The following is a 19,581-nucleotide window of genomic DNA, read 5'->3' as shown; positions in this document are numbered from 1 at the left end:
GGGGGCTGGCCACCTGAGAAAGGGATTCCCCATGGCCAACCGCAGATTGTGGTGCGCGCTCGCTGCCCTCACAGCGAGCACCGCCATCGTTTTGAACGCGCCGTCGGCGCAGGCCGCCGGCCTGTCCCCGTTCGACATCGCCGGTCGCGGCGCGACGGTTCCCTTCGTCGAGCAGGAGGCCGAGAAGGCCGCGCACACCGGCACCTCCACCGGCACCAGCCGGGTCTACGGCCGGCTGTCGTCGGAGGCTTCCGGGCGCGAGGCGATCACCCTCGACGCGGCCGGCGAATACGTCGAGTTCACCCTGACCAAGCCGGCCAACGCGGTGACGTTCCGCTACAGCATTCCGGACAACGCCGCCGGCACCGGCCGCGACGCCACGCTCGACGTGCGGACTGGCCCGACGCTGATCAAGACGGTGCCGGTCACCTCGAAATACAGCTGGTACTACGGCTACTACCCGTTCTCCAACAACCCGGGCGACCCGCTGCCGCACCACTTCTACGACGAGGCCCGTACGCTCTTCGGCACCACCTATCAGGCCGGCACCAAGATCCGGCTGCAGGTGTCCTCGACCGCGCAGTCGCCGACCTTCACCATCGACCTGGCCGACTTCGAGCTCGTGCCCGATCCGATCGCGAAACCGTCCGGCGCCATCGACGTGGTGGCCGACTACGGCGCCGACCCGAGCGGCGCCACCGACTCGACAGCCAAGTTCCAGGCCGCCGTCAACGCGGGTGCGTCCTCGGGCCGGGTCGTCTATGTCCCGCGCGGCAACTTCACCCTGTACAGCCACGTGATCGTCGACCGGGTAACGCTGGCCGGCGCCGGCCCCTGGTACAGCGTCCTCGGTGGGCGGCACCCCACCCAGCGCAACCTGGCCGCGGGCATCTACGGCAAGTACAACAACGAGGGCGGCCCGAGCCAGAACGTGGTCGTCCGCGACCTGGCGGTGATCGGCGACATCCGCGAACGGGTCGACAACGACCAGGTCAACGCGTTCGGCGGCGCCATGTCCAACTCGACCATCGACAACGTGTGGATGCAGCACACCAAGGTCGGCGCCTGGATGGACGGGCCGATGGACCGGTTCACCATCAGGAACAGCCGGATCCTGGACCAGACGGCCGACGGCGTGAACTTCCACATCGGCGTCACCAACTCGACCGTCACCAACACCTTCGTACGCAACACCGGTGACGACGCGTTGGCGATGTGGGCCGAGAACGTGCCCAACGTCGGCAACTCGTTCACCCGCAACACGATCGTCGCCCCGATCCTGGCCAACCACCTGGTCAGCTATGGCGGCCGCGACATCGTGATGACCGACAACGTGGTCAGCGAGTCGGTCTCGAACGGCGGCGGCCTGCACGTCGGCAACCGCTATCCGGGCGTCACCGGACCGACCGCGGTCGCCGGCACGTGGACGCTGGCCCGCAATACCCTGATCCGGGCCGGGAACTCCGACTACAACTGGAATTTCGGGATCGGCGCGCTGTGGTTCTGGGGCGACCAGGGGCCGATCACCGGCGCCGCCATCAACGTCACCGACACCGACATCCTCGACAGCTCGTATGCGGCCATCCAGTGGATCGGCAACCAGACCACCGGGCTGAACCTGACCAATGTGAACATCAGCGGCGCGGGCACGTTCGCGCTGCAGGCACAGGCGCCGGCCTCGGCGCGATTCACCAACGTGCGAGCGGCGGGGATCGCGCAGAGCCAGACGGTTTACAACTGTGCCGGCGCCGGGCTGCAGATCGCCGACGGCGGCGGCAACTCGGGATGGTCGACCGCCAACTCGTATTGCGGCCCGTGGCCCGCCCCGCAGTACGGCACCACGCCGACCTCGCCTCCCACCACCCCGCCGACGACTCCGCCCACCACCCCGCCCGCCGGCAACCTGGCCGCGGGCCGTCCGGTCACGGCGACCAGCCAGACCGACGTCTACGGGCCGGGCAACGTGACCGACGGCAACGCCGGCACCTACTGGGAGAGCCGCAACAACGCCTTCCCCCAGTCGATCACCGTCGACCTCGGCCAGAACCGCTCCATCGCGCGGCTGGTCCTCAAGCTCCCGCCGGCCACGGCGTGGGCGACCCGCACCCAGACGCTGTCGGTGCTCGGCAGCACCGACGGCAGTTCGTTCTCCACCCTGAAAGCGAGCGCCGGCTACGTCTTCAACCCGGCGAGCGCCAACACCGCCACCGTCACCTTCCCCGCGTCGACCGCGCGCCACGTGCGGCTGACCTTCACCGGTAACACCGGCTGGCCCGCCGGCCAGCTCTCCGAGTTCGAGGTCCATCCCTCCTGAGCCCGTCCCGCTCTGCCTCTCCTCGAAGAAAGGTGCGCCCCCGCATGTCCAGATTGAGAAGACGACTGCTCGCCGTGTTCGCCGCGGCCGGCATCGTGGCCACCGTCCTCGTCGCCCCTTCACCCGCCAACGCGGCCGGCCCCAACCTGGCCGCCGGCAAGACCTTCAGTGCCAGCAGCTTCAACGACGTCTACGGCGCCGGCAACGCCGGTGACGGCAACGCCAGCAGCTACTGGGAGAGCAACAACAACGCGTTCCCCCAGTGGGTCCAGGCCGACCTGGGCACCGCCACCCAGGTCAACCAGGTCGTCCTCAAGCTGCCCCCGGCCACCGCGTGGGCCACGCGGACGCAGACGCTGTCCATCCAGGGCAGCACCGACGGCTCGTCCTTCTCGACCCTCAAGGCCAGTGCCGGCTACGCCTTCAACCCGGCCAGTGGCAACACGGTGACCATCGACTTCACCGCGGCCGCGGCTCGCTTCGTGCGGGTCACCGTCACCGGCAACACCGGGTGGCCTGCCGCGCAGCTGTCCGAGGTCGAGGTCTACGGCCCCGTCTCGGGCGGCGACACCCAGGCGCCCAGCGTGCCCGGCAATCTCGCCTTCACCCAGCCCGGCACCGACCAGATCCGGCTGACCTGGTCGGCGTCGAGCGACAACGTCGGCGTCACCGGCTACGACGTCTACGCCAACGGCGTGCTGCGCACCAGCGTGGCCGGCAACGTGCTCACCTACACCGACTCGCAGCCGGCCAGTGCCACCGTCTCGTACCAGGTGCGGGCCAAGGACGCCGCCGGCAACACGTCGGCGCTGAGCACCACGGTCACCCGCAACGGCACCTCGGGTCCGGGCACCAACCTGGCCCAGGGCAAGCCGATCGAGGCTTCGTCCACTGTGCACACGTTCGTGGCTGCCAACGCCAACGACAACAACACCGCCACCTACTGGGAGGGCGGCGGTCAACCGGCGACGCTGACCGTCAAGCTCGGCTCGAACGCGTCGGTGTCGTCGGTCGTGGTCAAGCTCAACCCGGACAGCTCGTGGGGCGCCCGCCAGCAGACGTTCTCGATCCAGGGACGCGAGCAGAGCGCGAGCACCTTCACGACAATCACGGGCGCAGCCTCGTACAGCTTCAACCCGGCCGCGGGCAACACCGTGACCATCCCGGTCAGCGCGACCACGGCTGACCTGCGGCTGTCGTTCACCGCCAACTCGGGCGCACCGAGCGGTCAGGTCGCCGAACTGCAGGTCATCGGCGTCGCGGCGCCCAACCCCGACCTGACGATCACCGCCACCGCCACCTCGCCGGCTTCCCCGGTCGAGACCGACGCGGTCACCCTGTCGGCCACCGTGCGCAACGCGGGCGGCGTCGGCAGTGCCGCTTCCAACGTCAACTTCTATCTGGGTACGACGAAGGTCGGCACGGCCACCGTCGGTGCCCTCGCGGCGGGCGCCCAGGCGACCGTCTCGGCCACCATCGGTGCTCGCGACGCCGGTTCGTACCAGGTCGTGGCCAAGGTCGACGAGTCGAACACGGTCATCGAGTCGAACGAGGCCAACAACTCGTACACCAGTCCCACGAACCTGGTTGTGACCCCGGTCAGCAGCTCCGACCTGGTCGCGTCGGTGGTCAGCTGGTCGCCGGGCACCCCGGCGGCGGGCCAGACGGTCACCTTCTCGGTCACCCTGAAGAACCAGGGCTCGGCGGCCTCGGCCGGTGGCGCCCACGGCATCACCCTCACCGTGCTCAACGGCTCGTCGGTGGTGCGCACGCTGACCGGTTCGTGGACCGGCACGCTCGCGGCGGGCGCGTCGTCGCCGGCCATCAACCTGGGCACGTGGACGGCGGCCAACGGGCGTTACACCGTACGCACGGTGGTGGCCAACGACGCCAACGAGCTGCCCGTGAAGCAGGCCAACAACACCAGCGAGAAGCCCTTCTTCGTCGGCCGCGGCGCCAACATGCCCTACGACATGTACGAGGCCGAGGACGGCCAGACCGGCGGCGGCGCGGCTGTCGTCGGGCCCAACCGGACGGTCGGCGACCTGGCCGGCGAAGCCTCCGGGCGGCGGGCCGTGACGCTCAACCAGACCGGGGCGTACGTGCAGTGGACCACCCGGGCCGCGACGAACACCGTGGTCGCGCGGTTCTCGATCCCGGACGGCACGAACAGCTCGATCAACGTCTACGTCAACGGCACGCTCAACAAGACGCTGCCGCTCACCTCGAAGTACGCCTGGCTCTACGGCAACGAGACCGCGCCGCAGAACTCGGGCACCGGACCGAGGCACATCTACGACGAGGCGAACATCCTGCTCAACGGTTCGTTCCCGGCCGGCAGCACGATCAAGCTGCAGAAGGACGGGGTCAACTCGGGCAGCATCGCGATCGACTTCATCAACCTGGAGCAGGTCGCGCCCAAGGCCAACCCGGACTCGGCCCGCTACGTCGTGCCGACCGGCTTCGACCAGCAGGCGGTGCAGAACGCGCTGGACACCGCTCGCCAGGACACGACCAAGCTCGGCGTGTACCTGCCGGCCGGTGACTACCAGACGTCGAACAAGTTCCAGGTGTACGGCAAGTCGATCCGCGTGGTCGGGGCGGGCCCCTGGTACACCCGCTTCTACACGCCGTCGACGCAGACCGAGACGGACGCGGGCTTCCGGGCCGACAGCACCGCCAACGGGTCGACGTTCGCCGACTTCGCGTTCTTCGGCAACTACACGATCCGCATCGACGGCCCCGGCAAGGTCTTCGACTTCGCCAACACGGCCAACATCACCATCGACAACATCTGGACCGAGCACGTGGTGTGCCTCTACTGGGGCGCCAACACCGACAACATGGTGATCAAGAACAGCCGGATCCGGAACACGTTCGCCGACGGCGTCAACATGACCAACGGCAGCACCGGCAACCTGGTCGACAACAACGAGGCCCGGGCAACCGGCGACGACAGCTTCGCGCTGTTCTCGGCGATCGACGCGGGCGGATCGGACGAGATCAACAACGTCTACTCCAACCTCACGTCGATCCTGACCTGGCGGGCCGCGGGCCTCGCGGTCTACGGCGGCTACGCCAACACGTTCAAGAACATCTACATCGCGGACACCCTGGTCTACTCGGGCATCACGATCAGCTCGCTGGACTTCGGCTACCCGATGAACGGGTTCGGCGCCAACCCCCCGACGGTCTTCGACAACATCTCGATCGTCCGGGCCGGTGGCCACTTCTGGGGCGCACAGGTCTTCCCGGCCATCTGGGTGTTCAGCGCGTCGAAGGTCTTCCAGGGCATCCGGGTCTCGAACGTCGACATCATCGACCCGACCTACTCCGGAATCATGTTCCAGACCAACTACGTGGGCGGGCAGCCGCAGAACATCGTGAAGGACACCATCTTCACGAACGTCACGATCACCGGTGCTCAGCGCAGCGGTGACGCCTACGACGCCAAGTCCGGCTACGGCATCTGGGCCAACCCGATGCCCGAGGCCGGCCAGGGCCCCGCGGTCGGCTCGGCGACCTTCACCAACCTGCAGATGAGCAACAACTACCGGGACATCGAGAACCCGACCTCCACCTTCACCATCATCCGTAATTGACCCTGCTGTGAACGAGGGGCCCGCGTCCGTCCACGCGGGCCCCTTCGGGTCGGCCCTGGCGTTCCGCCAGCGGCGCGCGCGTCGCTTGCGTACATTCGTCGGCGTGGAACGCATCGTCCTGCCCGACGGCCGTACGCTCGAATACCTCATCGAAGGCCCGCCCGGCGGCCTGCCGCTGGTGCTGCATCACGGCACCCCGTCCGGCGCTGTCCGCTACGGCCCGCTCTTCGAGTCCGCCCAGCGGCACGGCCTGCGCCTCGTCGAGGCCAGCCGCCCCGGCTACGGCGGCTCCAGCCCCCACCCCGGACGGCGCGTGGCCGACGTCGCCGCCGACACGGCGGCCCTGCTCGACAGCCTCGGGGCGGCCCACTTCGTGACCGTCGGCTGGTCCGGCGGCGGCCCCCACGCCCTGGCCTGCGCGGCCCTGCTGCCCGGCCGCTGCGTCGGCGCCGCGACCGTCGCCGGTGTGGCGCCCTACGACGCCAAGGGCCTCGACTGGCTGGCCGGCATGGGCGACGAGAACATCGCCGAGTTCCAGGCCGCGGCGGCCGGCGTCCAGCCCCTCGACAAATTCCTCACCGGCATGGCCGGCGATTTGTCCCGAGTCACCGCCGACGACGTGGTCGCGGCCTTCGGCGACCTGCTGTCCGAGGTGGACAAGCGCGCCCTGACCGGCGGCCTGGCCGACTACCTGGCCGAGTCGACCCGCTACGCCGTCTCGGCCGGCATCGCCGGCTGGCGCGAGGACGACCTGGCCTTCCTGGCCGACTGGGGTTTCACCCTGGCCGACATCCGGGTGCCGATCGCGGTCTGGCAGGGCGAACAGGACCGCATGGTCCCGCCCACCCACGGCCACTGGCTGGCCCACCACGTGCCCGGGGCCGAGGTGCACCTGAGCCCCGACGAGGGCCATCTCTCCCTGATCGCCGATTTCGACCGGATCGTCGACAACCTGCTCGCCCACATCGCCGTCTGAAGTCCGCTTCACGAGGGCCGCAGCCCCGTGTCCACAAATGAGCCGTTCTCAGCCGCGGCCCGGCTTGTGCCACCGCTTTCCGTTCGGAGACAGGGGTCGGCGGCCCAGGGCCTCGGCAAGCGTGTTCCCGCGGCCCAGCATGGCGGCGGCGCCGGGCGCGAGGTATTCCGCGACCTCGTAGATGCGGTTGCGGTCCGCCTCGAGGTGACGTGTGTGAATCGGCTCGTGATGCATGATGCGATTGCGGAACAGCCGGAGACTGTTGAGGTGGAAGTGCATCTCGCGGCGTGACCTGCGGTAGCCGGGACGGAAGGCGCGATAGAGGGCGGGCCGCCACATGGCCGATTCGTTGCTGCGGCTCACCAGCGAGACCCAAAAGCCGAACGGCATCGCCGCCACGACGTCATCCGATTTGGGGACGCGGCCAAGGGTCCGGTTGAGCCGCCGGTAGGCATCGGTGATCAGGTTGGCGCCTTCGCCGGCAGGCTGGGCGGTCGTCCACCAGTTGGATCGCGCATAGTGGAATTTCAGCTCGTCGTGAAGGGCATTGCGCAGGACGATCTCCAGGCAGTGGAGCGCCGAGTAGAAGGCAGCCGAGACGTCGACGTTCCACCCGTAGAGGTGCACCGCTGCCGTCTCGTCGCCCTCGCATGTTCGAACATATGGCTCGAATCGCGGCAGGGAGAGAGACCTCTTGATCCACTCGGCGTTGAGCTCAGGTGCGGGCACGTGCTTCCTCCGGGAGGTTCAGAACTGGCCATCGCTGTGCTAACCTTTCGGACGTGCGCCCCGGGATCCGCCTCTGCTTGCATGCGGCCCGGGGCATAGCTATTTCTTGCTGAGTCGTTGTCCAGCAAGGCTTTGAGCGTGTGGGGGCCGGGCTGCCCTCCTTGTTCGATCGCATCGTCCGAGATCCTCGCGCCTAGTCGCTTGCTTACTAGTCGCCTGCACTCTAGTCGCTTGTAACTTCGTTGGCACGTGCGTACAACTGGACATCGAAACGCGCGCCCTCCCGGACGGGTGAGCGCGCGCTTCTGTTGTCGAGCGGTCAGACCTCGACCGGGGAGAGCTCCGGCAGCGTCTCGGGGCTTCGCTCGGGCTCGGGTCGCGAGGCTCGAGCCGCCGGCACCAGCAGGGCGACGAGGAAGGCGGCGGCGGCCACCGCGGTCAGCACGAGGAACGCCTCGGTGTAGCCGGACTCGGCGGGCAGGCCCTGGGGGCCGGGGTGGCTGGTGATGATCGAGCTGACCACGGCCGTGCCGATCGAGGCGCCGATCGTGCGGATGTTGGTGTTCATGCCGCTGGCCACGCCGGTCTGGTGCCGGGGGACGCTCTGCACGATCAGGTTGACCAGGGACGAGTAGACCAGGCCGAGGCCGATGCCGAAGACGCCGCCGGCCACCGCCACCTGCCACGGGGCACCGTGGCGCAGGGCCAGAGCCAGCGTGGCGATCGTGCTCAGGGCGGCGCCCCACAGTAGCTGCGCCTTGCTGCTCGCCCAGCGGGTGAGCGGGCCGCTCAGGGAGCCGAAGACGGCCATCGTGACCAGCATGGGCAGCATCAGCAGGCCGGCGCCGGTGACCGTGGCGCCGAAACCGAAGCCGGACTCGCGGGGGAGTTGCATCAGCTGGGGCAGGAAGGCGAACACGCCGAACATCGCGGCCCCGAAGAGCAGGGCGACCAGGTTGGCCGTCCACACCGCGGGCAGGCGCATCATACGCATGTCGATCAGGGGCTCGGACGACCGGAGTTCGGTCAGCAGCCACGCGGTCAGCAGCACGACCGCGGCGGCGAGGAAGCCGAGCGTACGGGCCGAAGCCCAGCCCCAGGCGGTGGCCTTGCTCAGCGGCAGCAACAGCGCGACCAGCCAGCCCGACAACAGGGCGGCCGACAGCCAGTTGACGCGGCCGGGGGTGCGTACCGGGGAGGCTGGAACCAGCCGCCAGGCGAGCAGCCCGACCGCGATGACGACGGCCAGCGGCAGCCAGAACAGCCAGCGCCAGTTCAGCGCGCCGACGATGGGGCCGGCCAGCACGATGCCGAGGCCGCCGCCGGTGGCGATGACCGCGGCCAGCACGCCGATGGCCGAGGTGACCCGCGCGGGCGGGAACTCGTCGCGCAGGATGCCGAACGAGACGGGGAAGATCGCGCCGCCGAGGCCCTGGATGACCCGGGCGATGATCAGGACGGCGACGTTGGGGGCGACCGCGGCCAGCAGGCAGCCGACGGCAATCGCGGCCAGCGCGACCAGCAGCGCCCTGTCCTTACCGGTCATGTCGGCGATGCGGCCCATCAGCGGGGTGGCGACCGACGCGCTGAGCAGCCACGCGGTGAGCACCCAGGTGACCGTGCCGGGGGAGGTGTGCAGGTCCTGCTGGATCGTCGGGAGGACCGGCGTGACCAGCGACTGCATGAGCGAGAAGGCCGCCGCGGCGGCGGCCAGGACCGCGAAGGTGGTTCGCGGCGAACGCTGGTAAAGTCGAGGCATGCCTCCAGATTAGTGGAGGGGTGCCTCCGGTTGGCAAGCCGGTTATTTGTGAGGAGCGTCTCCATGGCGGTTGCCCTACGCCGTCCGCAGCGTGCCGACGCGCGCCGCAATTTCGAAGCGCTGCTGGTCGCGGCGCGCGAGGCGTTCGCCGAGAACGGCACCGAGGCCTCGCTCGAAGACATTGCCCGGCGCGCCGGCGTGGGCATCGGGACGCTCTACCGCAACTTCCCGACCCGGCAGGATCTGTTCGAGGCGGTCTACGTCGAGGAGATCAACCAGCTCGCCCGCGTCGCCGAGGAGGTCGCCGGCCGACCGCCGTGGGAGGCGCTCACCGCCTGGCTCGACCAGTTCGTCTCGTACGTCGGCACGAAGCGAGCGGTCATCGAGGCGCTCAACCGCGAGTCCGAGATGTTCCGTTCGTGCCGCGCGACCATGTACGAGGCCGGCGAGCCGCTGTTCACCCGCGCCCAGCAGGCGGGCGAGGTGCGCGCCGACGCCAGCTTCGACGACCTGCTGCGCCTGGTCGCGGGCTTGACCTCGGGCACGTACGTCGATGACGCCCAGCGCGACCGGGTGCTCGGCATAGCCCTGAGCGGCCTGCGAGCCTGACCCGCCCGGCAAGCGCGCCCGCCCGGGTTCAGAGCCTGATCGTCTGCCCGCTCCGCGCGCTTTCGCGGGCCGCGTCGAGCACGGTCATGTTGCGTACGACGTCGGCCGGGTCGACCGGCAGCGGACCCTCGCCCCGCACGGCCGCCGCGAAGGCCGGGTAGTAGAGATCCCAGCGGCCGCGCTCGCTGCGCACCCGCGTGCCGTCGTCGCCGCGGTAGATGTGGCCCCAGTTGGCCTCGGGTTCCACGCCCCAGTCGTCGCCCACGGCGGCCGGCGACCGGCCCGCCTTGAGCGCCGCCTCTTGGCTGTCGACGCCGGCCACCACGAACGTGCCGGTGGTGCCCGCGACCCGGTAGCGGGGGCCCGGCGCGCCCTGGCGCCAGCTGCCCCACAGGTGTGATTCGACGCCGTTGACGTGGTGCAGCGCGAGGAAGAAATCGTCGTCGAGCTCGCCGCTGCCGCGCACCTCGGCGTAGACCCGGACGGCCGGCCCGTTGAGCAGCAGGGCCTGGTCGACCAGGTGGGAGCCGAAGTCGAGCAGCGTGCCGCCGCCGGCCGGGCCGGGCTTGCGCTCGGGCGCCCAGCGCTCGAAGCGCGACTCGAACCGCCGGACCGTGCCGAACTGCCCGTCGTCGATGAGCCGCCGCAGCGTCCGGAAGTCGGAGTCGTAACGCCGGTTCTGGTAGACGCTGAGCAGCACGCCCTTGGCCTTGGCGGCGGCGACGACATCGCGGGCGCGCTCGGCCGTCAGGGTGAACGGCTTGTCGCACACGACGTGCAGCCCGTGCGCAATGGCCTCGAGCGCGAGGTCGGCGTGCGTGGTGACCGGCGTCGAGATCGCCACCGCCTCGGCGCCGGCCTCGGCCAGCGCGGCGATCGAGTCGAACGCGGCCGCCGCGGGGTGCTGCTCGGCGAGCTGCTTGCGGCGTTCCTCGTTCGTGGTGACCACGCCGAGGAACTCGACGTTGGCCGCCGAGGCGATCAGGGGAGCATGAAAGGTTCGCCCACCCGAGCCGTAGCCGACCAGCCCGAACCGCACCGCGTCACTCATGTCTCGAAACCTTGCCACATCCGCGCCCTGTTCACGCACGCTCCCCCGGGCCTGTGGACAACGCGCATCGCGCCGGGCGGGCCTGTGGACAACACGAGTCGGGGTCGGCTCTCACCGCCTTCGTCACCTACGATCGGCGGTTGCTCGAGGCGGCCAAGGTCGCCGGGCTACCCACCGCCAGTCCGGGTCAGGACTGATCGGCGAGGCAGCGGACCGTGAGGCTGCCTGTCGGATGGGTGACGGGTGCTTCAGCGGAGAGCTTCTGATGCGTCAGCATTCGTCCCATGAAGCCCGCGCAGATGGAACGCACGCCGTTCGCCGACCTCGATCGGCAGCCTCGTGAGATGACGGCGATGCTGCTGGCCGCTCTCGACGAGATGGGGCGGCATCCCGAGATCCGGCGGGTTCGCCGTACGGCGATGGACGCGTTCCGGCCCGAGCCGGGCTGGCAGGTGCTCGACGCGGGTTCTGGCGCCGGCGATGTGGCCCGCCGGCTCGCCGGAGAGGTGGGCCCGGCCGGGGGCGTGACCGCCCTGGACTATTCGGCCGCCATCATCGCCGCCGCCGTCGAGCGGCACGACGGCAGCAACGTGCGCTACACGACCGGTGACGTCTCGGCGCTCGGCCTGCCGGCCGACAGCGTCGACGGGGTCTGGTGCGAGCGCGTGCTCCAGCACGTCGACGACGCCGACCTGGCCATCGCCGAGCTGGTGCGGGTGACCCGGCCCGGTGGGCGGATCTGCCTGATCGACACCGACTGGAGCTCGCTGGCCTTCGACGGGGTGCCACCGGCCCTGGCCCGCGCCGTCGTGGCCGCCATGCACGGCCGGCTCACGCCGAAACAGGTCGACATGGGGCGCACGCTGCGCCGCCGGCTCGTCGGCAAGGGTCTGGCGGACGTCAGCGCGACCCCGGTGACGTGCCTGTTCGGCGACCCGGCGTCGGCCGCGGTGGTGCTGCCGATGGTCAACGCCGGGGTGCCGGCCGAGGCGTGGACGACCCCGCCCGGCGTACGGGAGAAGTGGTTCTCGCACGTCGACGAGGCCGGCGCCCGCGGTGATTTCCTGGCCGTCCTGACCATCTGGACGGTGACCGGCACCGTTCAGGAGGCGCGACGCCAGTACTGACGCTTCTTCTCGTCCCGCACCACGAACCCCAGCCGGCCCAGCTCCTCGCGCAGCTCCCGGACGTCATCGTCGTCGCCCGAGCTGAGCGCCTTCTGCCGGGCGGTGAAGACGGCGTCGGGCAGATCGGGCAGGCCGGGAACCCAGCGCCGGTACGCGTCGAGGTACGGATCCTGCTCGGCCCAAGCCACGCCCCGCGAGCCGAACGCCGCGCTCAGCTTCTGCTTCGACAGGTGGGAGGGCTCCCGGGCCAGCTCGCGACCGGTGCGCCCGAGCAGCACGAGCTGGTCACGGTCGGGGAAGGCCAGCGCGATCTCGCCCTTGGGCACCGCCCGCCGATGACCGGGCCGGGTCAGCACCACCTCCATCGGCGTGATCCGCACGGTCAGCGACTCGGCGTCGACCAGCGCCGCGAGGATCAGCCCGAGAACGAAGCCGATCCCGAGCGCGGCCACCAGGTCCCACGGCTCGGGCAGGTCCCTGATCAGGTTGAACGGTCCGCCGAAGGGCAGCCGGTCGATCACCCACAGGATCCCCCACAGCAGCCCGGCGCCGGCGACCGGCAGCAGGAGCCACACGAGCATCCGCGACCACCAGGGGGTGGGCACTGTCGTTTCCTGTTCCAGCACGTCACCGAGTCTTCCGCCGCGTCCGGGCCGCCGATACCGACTCGGGTCGACGCGGCGTAGACCAAAGTCGACTGCCCCCCGGGATGCGGCGCCGGTAGCGTCGAACCATGCGGAGATTGCTGGTCGAGCTGTCGGTGGCCCTGACGGCCGTCGCGCTGGGCCTCTTCTTCCTCGTCAACACGATCAGCGAGGGCGACGGCGCGCCGGTGCCGGTCGAGGTCGCGACCGGCGTGGTCGCCGTGGCCGGCCTGATCCTGTTCCGGCGCACCCGTCCGGTCACGCTCGCCCTGGTGCTGATCCCGCTCGGCATCCTGTTCGCGCTGCCGATGGGGGCCACACCGATCGCCCTGTTCGCCGTCGGTCTGCGCCGCCGCGCCGGGGTGGCGGCCGGCCTGGTCGCCCTGCACGCCGCGCTGGTCGCCTCGATCTACTTCATCGCCCTGGGCAACACGCGTCTCTACTACGAGGTGGTCGTCTTCCTCGTGCTGCTGCACGTCAGCCTGGTCGCGATCGCCATGTTGATCCGCTCCCACCGTCAGCTGGTCGCCTCGCTGGCCGAGCGGGCCCGCCAGGCCGAGGAAGGCCAGCGGCTGCGGGTCGAGCAGGCCCGCTCGTCCGAGCGCGAGCGGCTGGCCCGCGAGATGCACGACGTGCTGGCGCATCGGCTGTCACTGCTGGCCGTCCATGCCGGCGCTCTGGAGGTACGGCGGGAAGCTTCCGGCGACGAGCAGCGCGCAGCCGGCGTCATCCGCGAGACCGCCCACGACGCCCTCGAAGACCTGCGTTCGGTGATCCACATGCTGCGCGCGCCCGCGGACGACCGGCCGCAGCCCACTCTGGGTGACGTGCCCGCCCTGGTCGAGCAGTCCCGGTCGGCCGGCGCCGACGTGGGCCTGACCCTCGACGGGGGCGACGGCGTGCCCGTGACCGTGGGCCGGCACGCCTACCGCATCGTGCAGGAGGCTCTGACCAACGCGCGCAAGCACGCACCGGGCGCGCCCGTAAGGGTGGCGATCAGCGCCTGCGCCGAGCACGGCCTCGACGTTGCAGTGCGCAACGCGCTGGCCCCGGGCAGCGCCGCGATGCCGGGCGCCGGCTCGGGCCTGGCCGGCCTGCGTGAGCGGGTCCAGCTCGTGGGCGGCCGCCTGGAGCACGGCCCGACCACGGGCGGCGAGTTCCATCTGAAAGCCTGGCTGCCGTGGCCGACGTGAGCGACCAGGGCCGGCGTGCCGACGAGAGCCGGGGCGGGATGACGACCAAGGTTCTGCTCGTCGATGACGACGCCCTGGTCCGGGCCGGGCTCACCATGATGCTGGACGCGTTCGACGACATCGACGTGGTCGGGTCGGCCACCGACGGCACCGAGGTCGCGGCCGCCGTCAACACCCACCGGCCCGACGTCGTGCTGATGGACATCCGCATGCCGGGCCTCGACGGCCTGAGCGCCACCGAGTCGCTGCGCCGCCGCCCCGGCGCGCCCCAGGTGATCGTGCTGACGACGTTCGACACCGACGAGCACGTGCTGCGGGCGTTGCGCGCCGGGGCGGGCGGCTTCCTGCTCAAGCACACCCCGCCGCGCGACATCGCCGACGCCGTGCGCCGGGTGGCGGCCGGCGAGCCGATGATGTCGCCCGAGGTGCTGCGCAAGATGATCGGCATGGTGTCCGGCGCCGATCCGGGCCGCGACCGGGCCCGTACGGCGCTGGAGCGGCTCAGCCCGGGCGAGACCGACGTCGCGCGGCTGATCGCCCAGGGCCGCACCAATCAGGAGATCGCCACGGAGCTCCTGATGAGCACGGCCACCGTCAAGGCGTACGTGTCGAGGATCTTCACGAAGTTGTCGCTGACGAACCGGGTGCAGATCGCCCTGCTGGTGCACGACGCCCGCTGACCTTCCGGGCCGTCGGCGCCATGCGGGCCAGCAGCGCGTCCAGCGGCATGCTGGCGAAGCCGATCCGCACGTCGCTGGCCCCGTACGGCATCCAGAAGCGACCGTCGTGCACGAGCCCGCCGCACGAGTAGAGCACGTTCGGCACGTACCCCTCGCGCTCGATGTCGTCCGGCTCGATCAGGCCCTCGGGCAGGTCGGCGATCACCTTGGACGGGTCGTCGAGGTCGAGCAGCATCGCGCCGATCGCGTAGCGCCGCATCGGCCCGACGCCGTGGGTCAGCACCAGCCACCCGGCCTCGGTCTCGATCGGCGAGCCGCAGTTGCCGACCTGGATCAGGTCCCAGCCGCGGTGCGGCATGAGCAGCGGCACCGACTGCTGCCACCGGTGCTGCTCGTCCCGTACGGCCAGGCCCAGCGTCTCGCCGTCCGAGCGGCAGAGCGCCATCTTCTGCCCTTTGATGTAGCGGGGGAACAGCGCCACGCCCTTGTTGGCCGCGGCCGGCCCGCTGAGCCGGGTCACCTCGAAGTGCCGCAGGTCGCGCGAGAAGATCACCCGGCCCGAGATCTGCCGTCCGTCGTACGCGGTGTAGGTGGCCTGGTAGACGTGCCGGCCGTCCGGGTCGGTCACGCGCACGAACCGCGCGTCCTCCATGCCGTTGCTCTCGGCCGGCGTGGCTGGCCACATGACCCGCTGGTGCAGCGGCACCGCGCAGGGGAACGTGAGCGCGTAGTCCTCGGAGACGATGTGCCGAATCCGGTCGATCGTCTCCTGCGCTTGCGGCCGGGCCAGCAGCTCGCCCGGCACGTGCGCGATGACGTCCTCGAACTCGACGTCGGTGAATCGCTCGGGTAGCACCGAGACCACGTACGAGGACGCCTCGTTGTCGACCTCGGCGTCGATCAGCGCCGCGGCCAGCTGGTTCTTCCAGTGCGTGGCGCCGACCCGCTGGCCGACCGTGAGCGGCCCGTCGCGGTCCTCCATGCGCAGCTGGTCGCCGGGGCCGAGCACGGCCGAGCAGAACCCGATGGACGAGATGTGCCCCTCGCCGATCTGCCGCAGGCTGATCGCCACCCGCAGCTCGCCCGGCTCGAGGCCCGCCTGGTCGGGGTGCTCGACCATCGACGGGTTGCAGAGCGCGGCCGCCTCGACCGCGAACTCGTGGCTGAAGTAGGCGCCGATCAGCGTGCGCGCGGTCGGCGACAGCTCCAGTTCGGGCGGCACCCGGTGCTGCACCAGGTCGTAGTGGTGCTGGAACGTGCCCAGCAGGTCGTGGTGCCGGCCGGCGAAGCGGGTCAGCACGTCGTCGAGCAGCCGGCCGATCTCGGCCTCGTCGAGCTGCAGAATGCGCTCGATCAGGCGGCCCGCCCGGTTCTTGACGGTCTGCGAGTCCTCGCCCGGGACGAACAGCTTGATCACGACGCGCCGGCCGTCCGGCTGCATGACGACGTCGTGTCTGGTGATCGTGTCTTGTGTATTCATGGTTGCGGTCACGCTAGGCCGCCTGACGGTCGGGTCGCGCTCCGGGTCGCCAGCGTGCGGGCATGCTGCAGCGTGGAGACGAGCGCGAGGGTGGATTCGGCTCCTTGGTTCACATTAGGACCAGTTGCCGTCAGTCCGTCATAACATCCACCGGTTAGCGGGTCGTACATCGGTTTCTGACCGTCGTTGTCGCCCAGAAACCACGCGATTGCCCGGAACAGTTGCTCGTCCCAGCGTTCGTCACCGGTGACCGCGGCCGCGGTGGCGCAGGCGTCCGCGGTGGCGGCGGCCTCGATCGGCTGCTGGTCGAAGCGGTGCTTGGGCACGCCGGGCCGCCAGCCGCCGACCGGCACCACCGACAGCCGCCCGCCGTTGTCCTGCTCCCGGCACAGCCAGGCCAGCATCTTGAGCCCCGACCGCAGCAGCGTCTCGTCGCCGAGCAGGTCGCCCGCGGCGATCAGCACCTCGGGCAGGGCCGGGTTGGCGTAGGTGAGCTCGGGCTCGGGCCAGACCCAGTCCGCCTCCTTGTTCGACGGCAGCCCGATCACGGTGGCCGCGTCGGCCAGCAGTTCGGTCGCCGCGACGGCCCGCGGATCGGTCCGTAGCACCTCGGCCGCGCCCAGCCCGGCGAACGCCATCGCCCGCGACCAGGGCGACCGCTCCCGGCAGCCGATGAGGAACGCGTTCATCGCCTCGCGGCGGATCCACGGCACGGTCGAGCGCGCGGCGGCGGTGCCCAGGCCCCACAGCGCCCGGCCCCACCAGTCGCCCACCGACGGCTCGTCCTCCCAGCGCCGGTCGAACGAGAACCGGTTGCGGAAGCCGCCCTCCGGCCCCTGGGCGTGGGTCAGGAACGCCAGGTAGCGCTCGGCCAGCCCGACGAGCTGGGCCGTCGGCCGTGGCTCGCGGCTGATCAGCAGCAGCCCGCGGGACACGTCGTCGACGCAGTAGCCGTGCTCGCGCCGGACGATCGCGTTGCGGGCGTGCTCGAGCAGGCCGGTGTCGTCGGACAGGCGCGCGACGTGACTCCAGTCGGGCGGTGGGGCGTCGGCGAGCTGGATCGGCGGCGGCACGAGGCGGAGGCCTCCGGCGGCCGTGGTCACGCCGGAACCGACGCGGCCAGCGGGGAACCGGTGGCGAGCAGGCCGTTGGCCAGGGCCTGGTAGCGGGCGGCGACCGCGGGCCAGCGCAGGGTGGGGCCGCCGGTCAGGCCGGTGAGCCGCCCGGGCAGGCCCGGCTCGGCCAGCACGTGCCGGATCGCCGCGGCCATCGCCTCCGGGTCCTGGTGGGGCACGAGCAGGCCGGGGCCGTCGGCCAGCAGCTCGACGGCGTGCGGGAACTCCGTCGCGACGACCGGGATGCCGGCGCCGACCGCCTCGATCAGCACGCCCGAGGTGACCTGCTCGGTGGAGTCGTACGGCAGCACCACCACGTCGGCCGAGCGGATCAGCCGGGTCAGGTCGTCCTCCTCCAGGTACGCGTCGTTCCAGCGCACCGCGCCGGACACCCCGAGCGAGGCGGCGAGGGCCCGGAGCGAGTCGCGGTAGGCGTCGCCGAACTGCTCGAGAACCTTCGGGTGCGTACGCCCGGCGACCGTGTAGACCGGGGCCGGGTTCAGGTCCCCGAGCTGCGCGAGCGCACGCAACGCCCACTCGATGCCCTTGCCCGGGCCGAGCAGGCCCCAGGTCAGCAGGTGCGGGCGGTCGTGCTCCTCGCGCGGGCCGGTGCCGCGGCTGCCCGCACCGTGCGGGATCACCGAGATCTTGCGCGGGTCGACGTCGTACCCGCCGGTCAGCCGCTGCCGGGCGGTGTCGGTCATGGTGACCACCGCGTCGGCCGTCGCCGCGATCTGTTCGAGCACCTGACGTTGCAGCGGGTCGGGCGAGCTGAGCACGGTGTGCAGCACCACGATGGAGGGCACCCGGAGGGCGCGCAGCAGCGGCAGTACCTCGTTGCCGGCGTCGCCGGGATAGATGCCGTACTCGTGCTGGAGGATCGCCACGTCGAAACGGTTGAGCGCGTTGGCCGCGGCCCGCCAGCCGCCCGGGGTGTCGGTGTGCCAGGTGTGCACTGTCCTCGGAGCACCCCGATCGAGTTCGATGCCGCCGCTGACACTGTCGCAGGAGAGCAGCCGGACGACTCCTGAGCCGCCGTTCGTGTTCAGATGCGTGGCCAAAGCTGCATTGAAGGTCGCCAAACCACATTGGGTGGGCGGGTACGTGCTCAGAAAACCGTACGTCGCGGGCATGACTAGGCCTTTCTCGCTCTGCGGACGCCTCCCCGCAGCACGGCTCAGCGCACCCGGGCAGGGCTGTGCCGGGCGCGCGCAATCGCCATTGCGGAGATCCGGGAAATGACCCGGATTAACACGCCATTCACATTACGACGTTAACAAGAAGGACCATTCACCTGACGATCTTCCGGTAAATCGACAGGTAGTCGTCGACCATGCGGTCGCGCGAGAACCGGTCCCGGGCCCGGCGCGCGCAGGCCGCGCGGTCGAGGTCGCGCACCCGCTCGACGGCTTCGACGGCTTCGTCGGCATTCGCGACGAGACATCCGGTTACCCCCTCGTCGACCACTTCCGGCATCGACCCCTTCCGGTACGCGATGACGGGCGTCCCGCAGGCCATCGACTCCACCACCGACAGCCCGAACGGCTCGGCGAACCGGATCGGGTGCAGCAGCGCCAGCCCGGACCCGAGGATCGCGCCGCGGTCCTCGGGCCCGACCGAACCCAGATAGACGACCCGGTCGCCGTCGATCCGCGGTTCGATCAGCTCCTCGAAGTACGCCCGGTCCTGCACGATCCCGCACATCACCAGCCGCCGGCCGGCCCGGGCGGCGATGTCGATGGCCAGGTCGGTTCCCTTGTCGGGGTGGATGCGCCCGAACAGGATCAGGTCGTCCCGGGGTTCCAGGTGAACAGGCAGGGCGCTCATGTCGATGCCGTGGTGCACGGTGCCCAGGTAGTCGAGGTCGGCGGAGCGGTCGCTGTCCGAGATCGAGACGTACGCCGACCGGCCGCGGCGGTAGGCGGGCAGGATGTTCGGGCCCGAGAAGCCGTGGATCGTCGTCACCATGGGCGCCGCGCAGTGCTGCGAGAAGGCGAGCGGCAGCCAGTCGAGGTGGTTGTGCACGAGGTCGAACTCGCCCGAGCGGGCCAGCGCGTGTGCGACGTGCAAGGCCTCCCACACCCGGCCGTCCAGGTCGGGGTTCTCCTCGTAGCCGCTCGGCGCCACCCCGTCCAGGGTGGCCTTGGTGATCGAGTCGAGGGTGGCGAAGAGCGTCACGTCGATGCCGCGCTCCACCAGGCCCTCGGTGATCAGGCTGGTCACCAGCTCCCACGGGCCGTAGTGCAGCGGCGGCGTACGCCAGGCGATCGGTCCCAGCATGGCGACCTTCATGACAAATCGC

15 protein-coding genes are annotated in these 19,581 nt (G+C 70.6%); 7 read left to right on the top strand and 8 right to left on the bottom strand.

What is annotated here, in order from left to right:
* Positions 1-31 precede the first annotated feature (31 nt).
* The 3 genes from KXC43_RS43565 to KXC43_RS43555 all read left to right on the top strand — a co-directional run bounded on the left by KXC43_RS43565 (position 32) and on the right by KXC43_RS43555 (position 6,892).
* Positions 32-2,314: a discoidin domain-containing protein gene (locus tag KXC43_RS43565; protein ID WP_221382141.1), complete on the top strand. Its 2,283-nt coding sequence runs from the start codon at positions 32-34 to the stop codon at positions 2,312-2,314.
* A 44-nt stretch (positions 2,315-2,358) separates the two neighbouring features.
* Positions 2,359-5,916: a galactose-binding domain-containing protein gene (locus KXC43_RS43560; protein WP_221382140.1), complete on the top strand. Its 3,558-nt coding sequence runs from the start codon at positions 2,359-2,361 to the stop codon at positions 5,914-5,916.
* A 103-nt stretch (positions 5,917-6,019) separates the two neighbouring features.
* A complete protein-coding gene (locus KXC43_RS43555) occupies positions 6,020-6,892 on the top strand; it encodes an alpha/beta fold hydrolase (RefSeq protein ID WP_221382139.1) in 873 nt (290 codons plus the stop codon).
* Positions 6,893-6,940: 48 nt separating this feature from the next.
* Here KXC43_RS43555 and KXC43_RS43550 read toward each other — a convergent pair whose 3' ends face one another.
* Both KXC43_RS43550 and KXC43_RS43545 read right to left on the bottom strand, forming a co-directional pair.
* On the bottom strand, positions 6,941-7,519 hold the full coding sequence (locus KXC43_RS43550) for a hypothetical protein (protein WP_221382138.1): 579 nt from the start codon (positions 7,517-7,519) through the stop codon (positions 6,941-6,943).
* 421 nt (positions 7,520-7,940) lie between these two features.
* Complete coding sequence (locus KXC43_RS43545; RefSeq protein WP_221382137.1) at positions 7,941-9,380, bottom strand: MFS transporter; 1,440 nt, start codon at positions 9,378-9,380, stop codon at positions 7,941-7,943.
* 63 nt (positions 9,381-9,443) lie between these two features.
* Between KXC43_RS43545 and KXC43_RS43540 the strand changes: the two genes are divergently transcribed.
* Positions 9,444-9,989 (top strand): TetR/AcrR family transcriptional regulator, encoded by a 546-nt coding sequence (locus KXC43_RS43540; protein ID WP_221382136.1) that lies wholly within the window; start codon positions 9,444-9,446, stop codon positions 9,987-9,989.
* 28 nt (positions 9,990-10,017) lie between these two features.
* Here the strand turns inward: KXC43_RS43540 and KXC43_RS43535 are convergent, their stop codons facing one another.
* Positions 10,018-11,040 (bottom strand): Gfo/Idh/MocA family protein, encoded by a 1,023-nt coding sequence (locus tag KXC43_RS43535; RefSeq protein WP_221382135.1) that lies wholly within the window; start codon positions 11,038-11,040, stop codon positions 10,018-10,020.
* A 284-nt stretch (positions 11,041-11,324) separates the two neighbouring features.
* On the opposite strand from KXC43_RS43535, the gene KXC43_RS43530 reads away from it, so the two are divergent.
* Complete coding sequence (locus KXC43_RS43530) at positions 11,325-12,167, top strand: methyltransferase domain-containing protein (RefSeq protein ID WP_221382134.1); 843 nt, start codon at positions 11,325-11,327, stop codon at positions 12,165-12,167.
* On the opposite strand, the gene KXC43_RS43525 is transcribed toward KXC43_RS43530, so the two are convergent.
* Positions 12,143-12,793, bottom strand: a complete 651-nt coding sequence (locus KXC43_RS43525; protein WP_221382133.1) for a YqeB family protein — start codon at positions 12,791-12,793, stop codon at positions 12,143-12,145. The two genes, KXC43_RS43530 and KXC43_RS43525, sit on opposite strands and share 25 nt — an antisense overlap.
* A gap of 107 nt (positions 12,794-12,900) precedes the next feature.
* Here KXC43_RS43525 and KXC43_RS43520 point away from each other — a divergent pair, with 107 nt between their 5' ends.
* Positions 12,901-14,004 (top strand): sensor histidine kinase, encoded by a 1,104-nt coding sequence (locus KXC43_RS43520; protein WP_221382132.1) that lies wholly within the window; start codon positions 12,901-12,903, stop codon positions 14,002-14,004.
* A 38-nt stretch (positions 14,005-14,042) separates the two neighbouring features.
* On the top strand, positions 14,043-14,684 hold the full coding sequence (locus KXC43_RS43515; protein WP_221382177.1) for a response regulator transcription factor: 642 nt from the start codon (positions 14,043-14,045) through the stop codon (positions 14,682-14,684).
* Here KXC43_RS43515 and KXC43_RS43510 read toward each other — a convergent pair.
* From KXC43_RS43510 to KXC43_RS43495, 4 genes are all read right to left on the bottom strand, one after another.
* Positions 14,623-16,164: a glycoside hydrolase family 130 protein gene (locus tag KXC43_RS43510; RefSeq protein ID WP_221382131.1), complete on the bottom strand. Its 1,542-nt coding sequence runs from the start codon at positions 16,162-16,164 to the stop codon at positions 14,623-14,625. The genes KXC43_RS43515 and KXC43_RS43510 overlap by 62 nt on opposite strands.
* Before the next feature lie 8 nt (positions 16,165-16,172).
* On the bottom strand, positions 16,173-17,267 hold the full coding sequence (locus KXC43_RS43505; protein WP_221382130.1) for a glycosyltransferase: 1,095 nt from the start codon (positions 17,265-17,267) through the stop codon (positions 16,173-16,175).
* Positions 17,264-18,412, bottom strand: a complete 1,149-nt coding sequence (locus tag KXC43_RS43500; RefSeq protein WP_221382129.1) for a glycosyltransferase — start codon at positions 18,410-18,412, stop codon at positions 17,264-17,266. Before KXC43_RS43500 ends, KXC43_RS43505 begins: the two co-directional genes overlap by 4 nt.
* Before the next feature lie 157 nt (positions 18,413-18,569).
* The gene (locus KXC43_RS43495; RefSeq protein WP_221382128.1) at positions 18,570-19,571 is read right to left on the bottom strand and encodes a glycosyltransferase family 4 protein; all 1,002 of its coding nucleotides are present in this window, start codon (positions 19,569-19,571) and stop codon (positions 18,570-18,572) included.
* Positions 19,572-19,581 lie beyond the last annotated feature (10 nt).

Origin of the sequence: Paractinoplanes polyasparticus (assembly GCF_019710575.1) — a bacterium.
Taxonomy (GTDB): Bacteria; Actinomycetota; Actinomycetes; order Mycobacteriales; family Micromonosporaceae; genus Actinoplanes; species Actinoplanes polyasparticus.
Note: the sequence above shows the minus strand (reverse complement) of the source record. Positions and strands in the feature narration are given on the sequence as shown.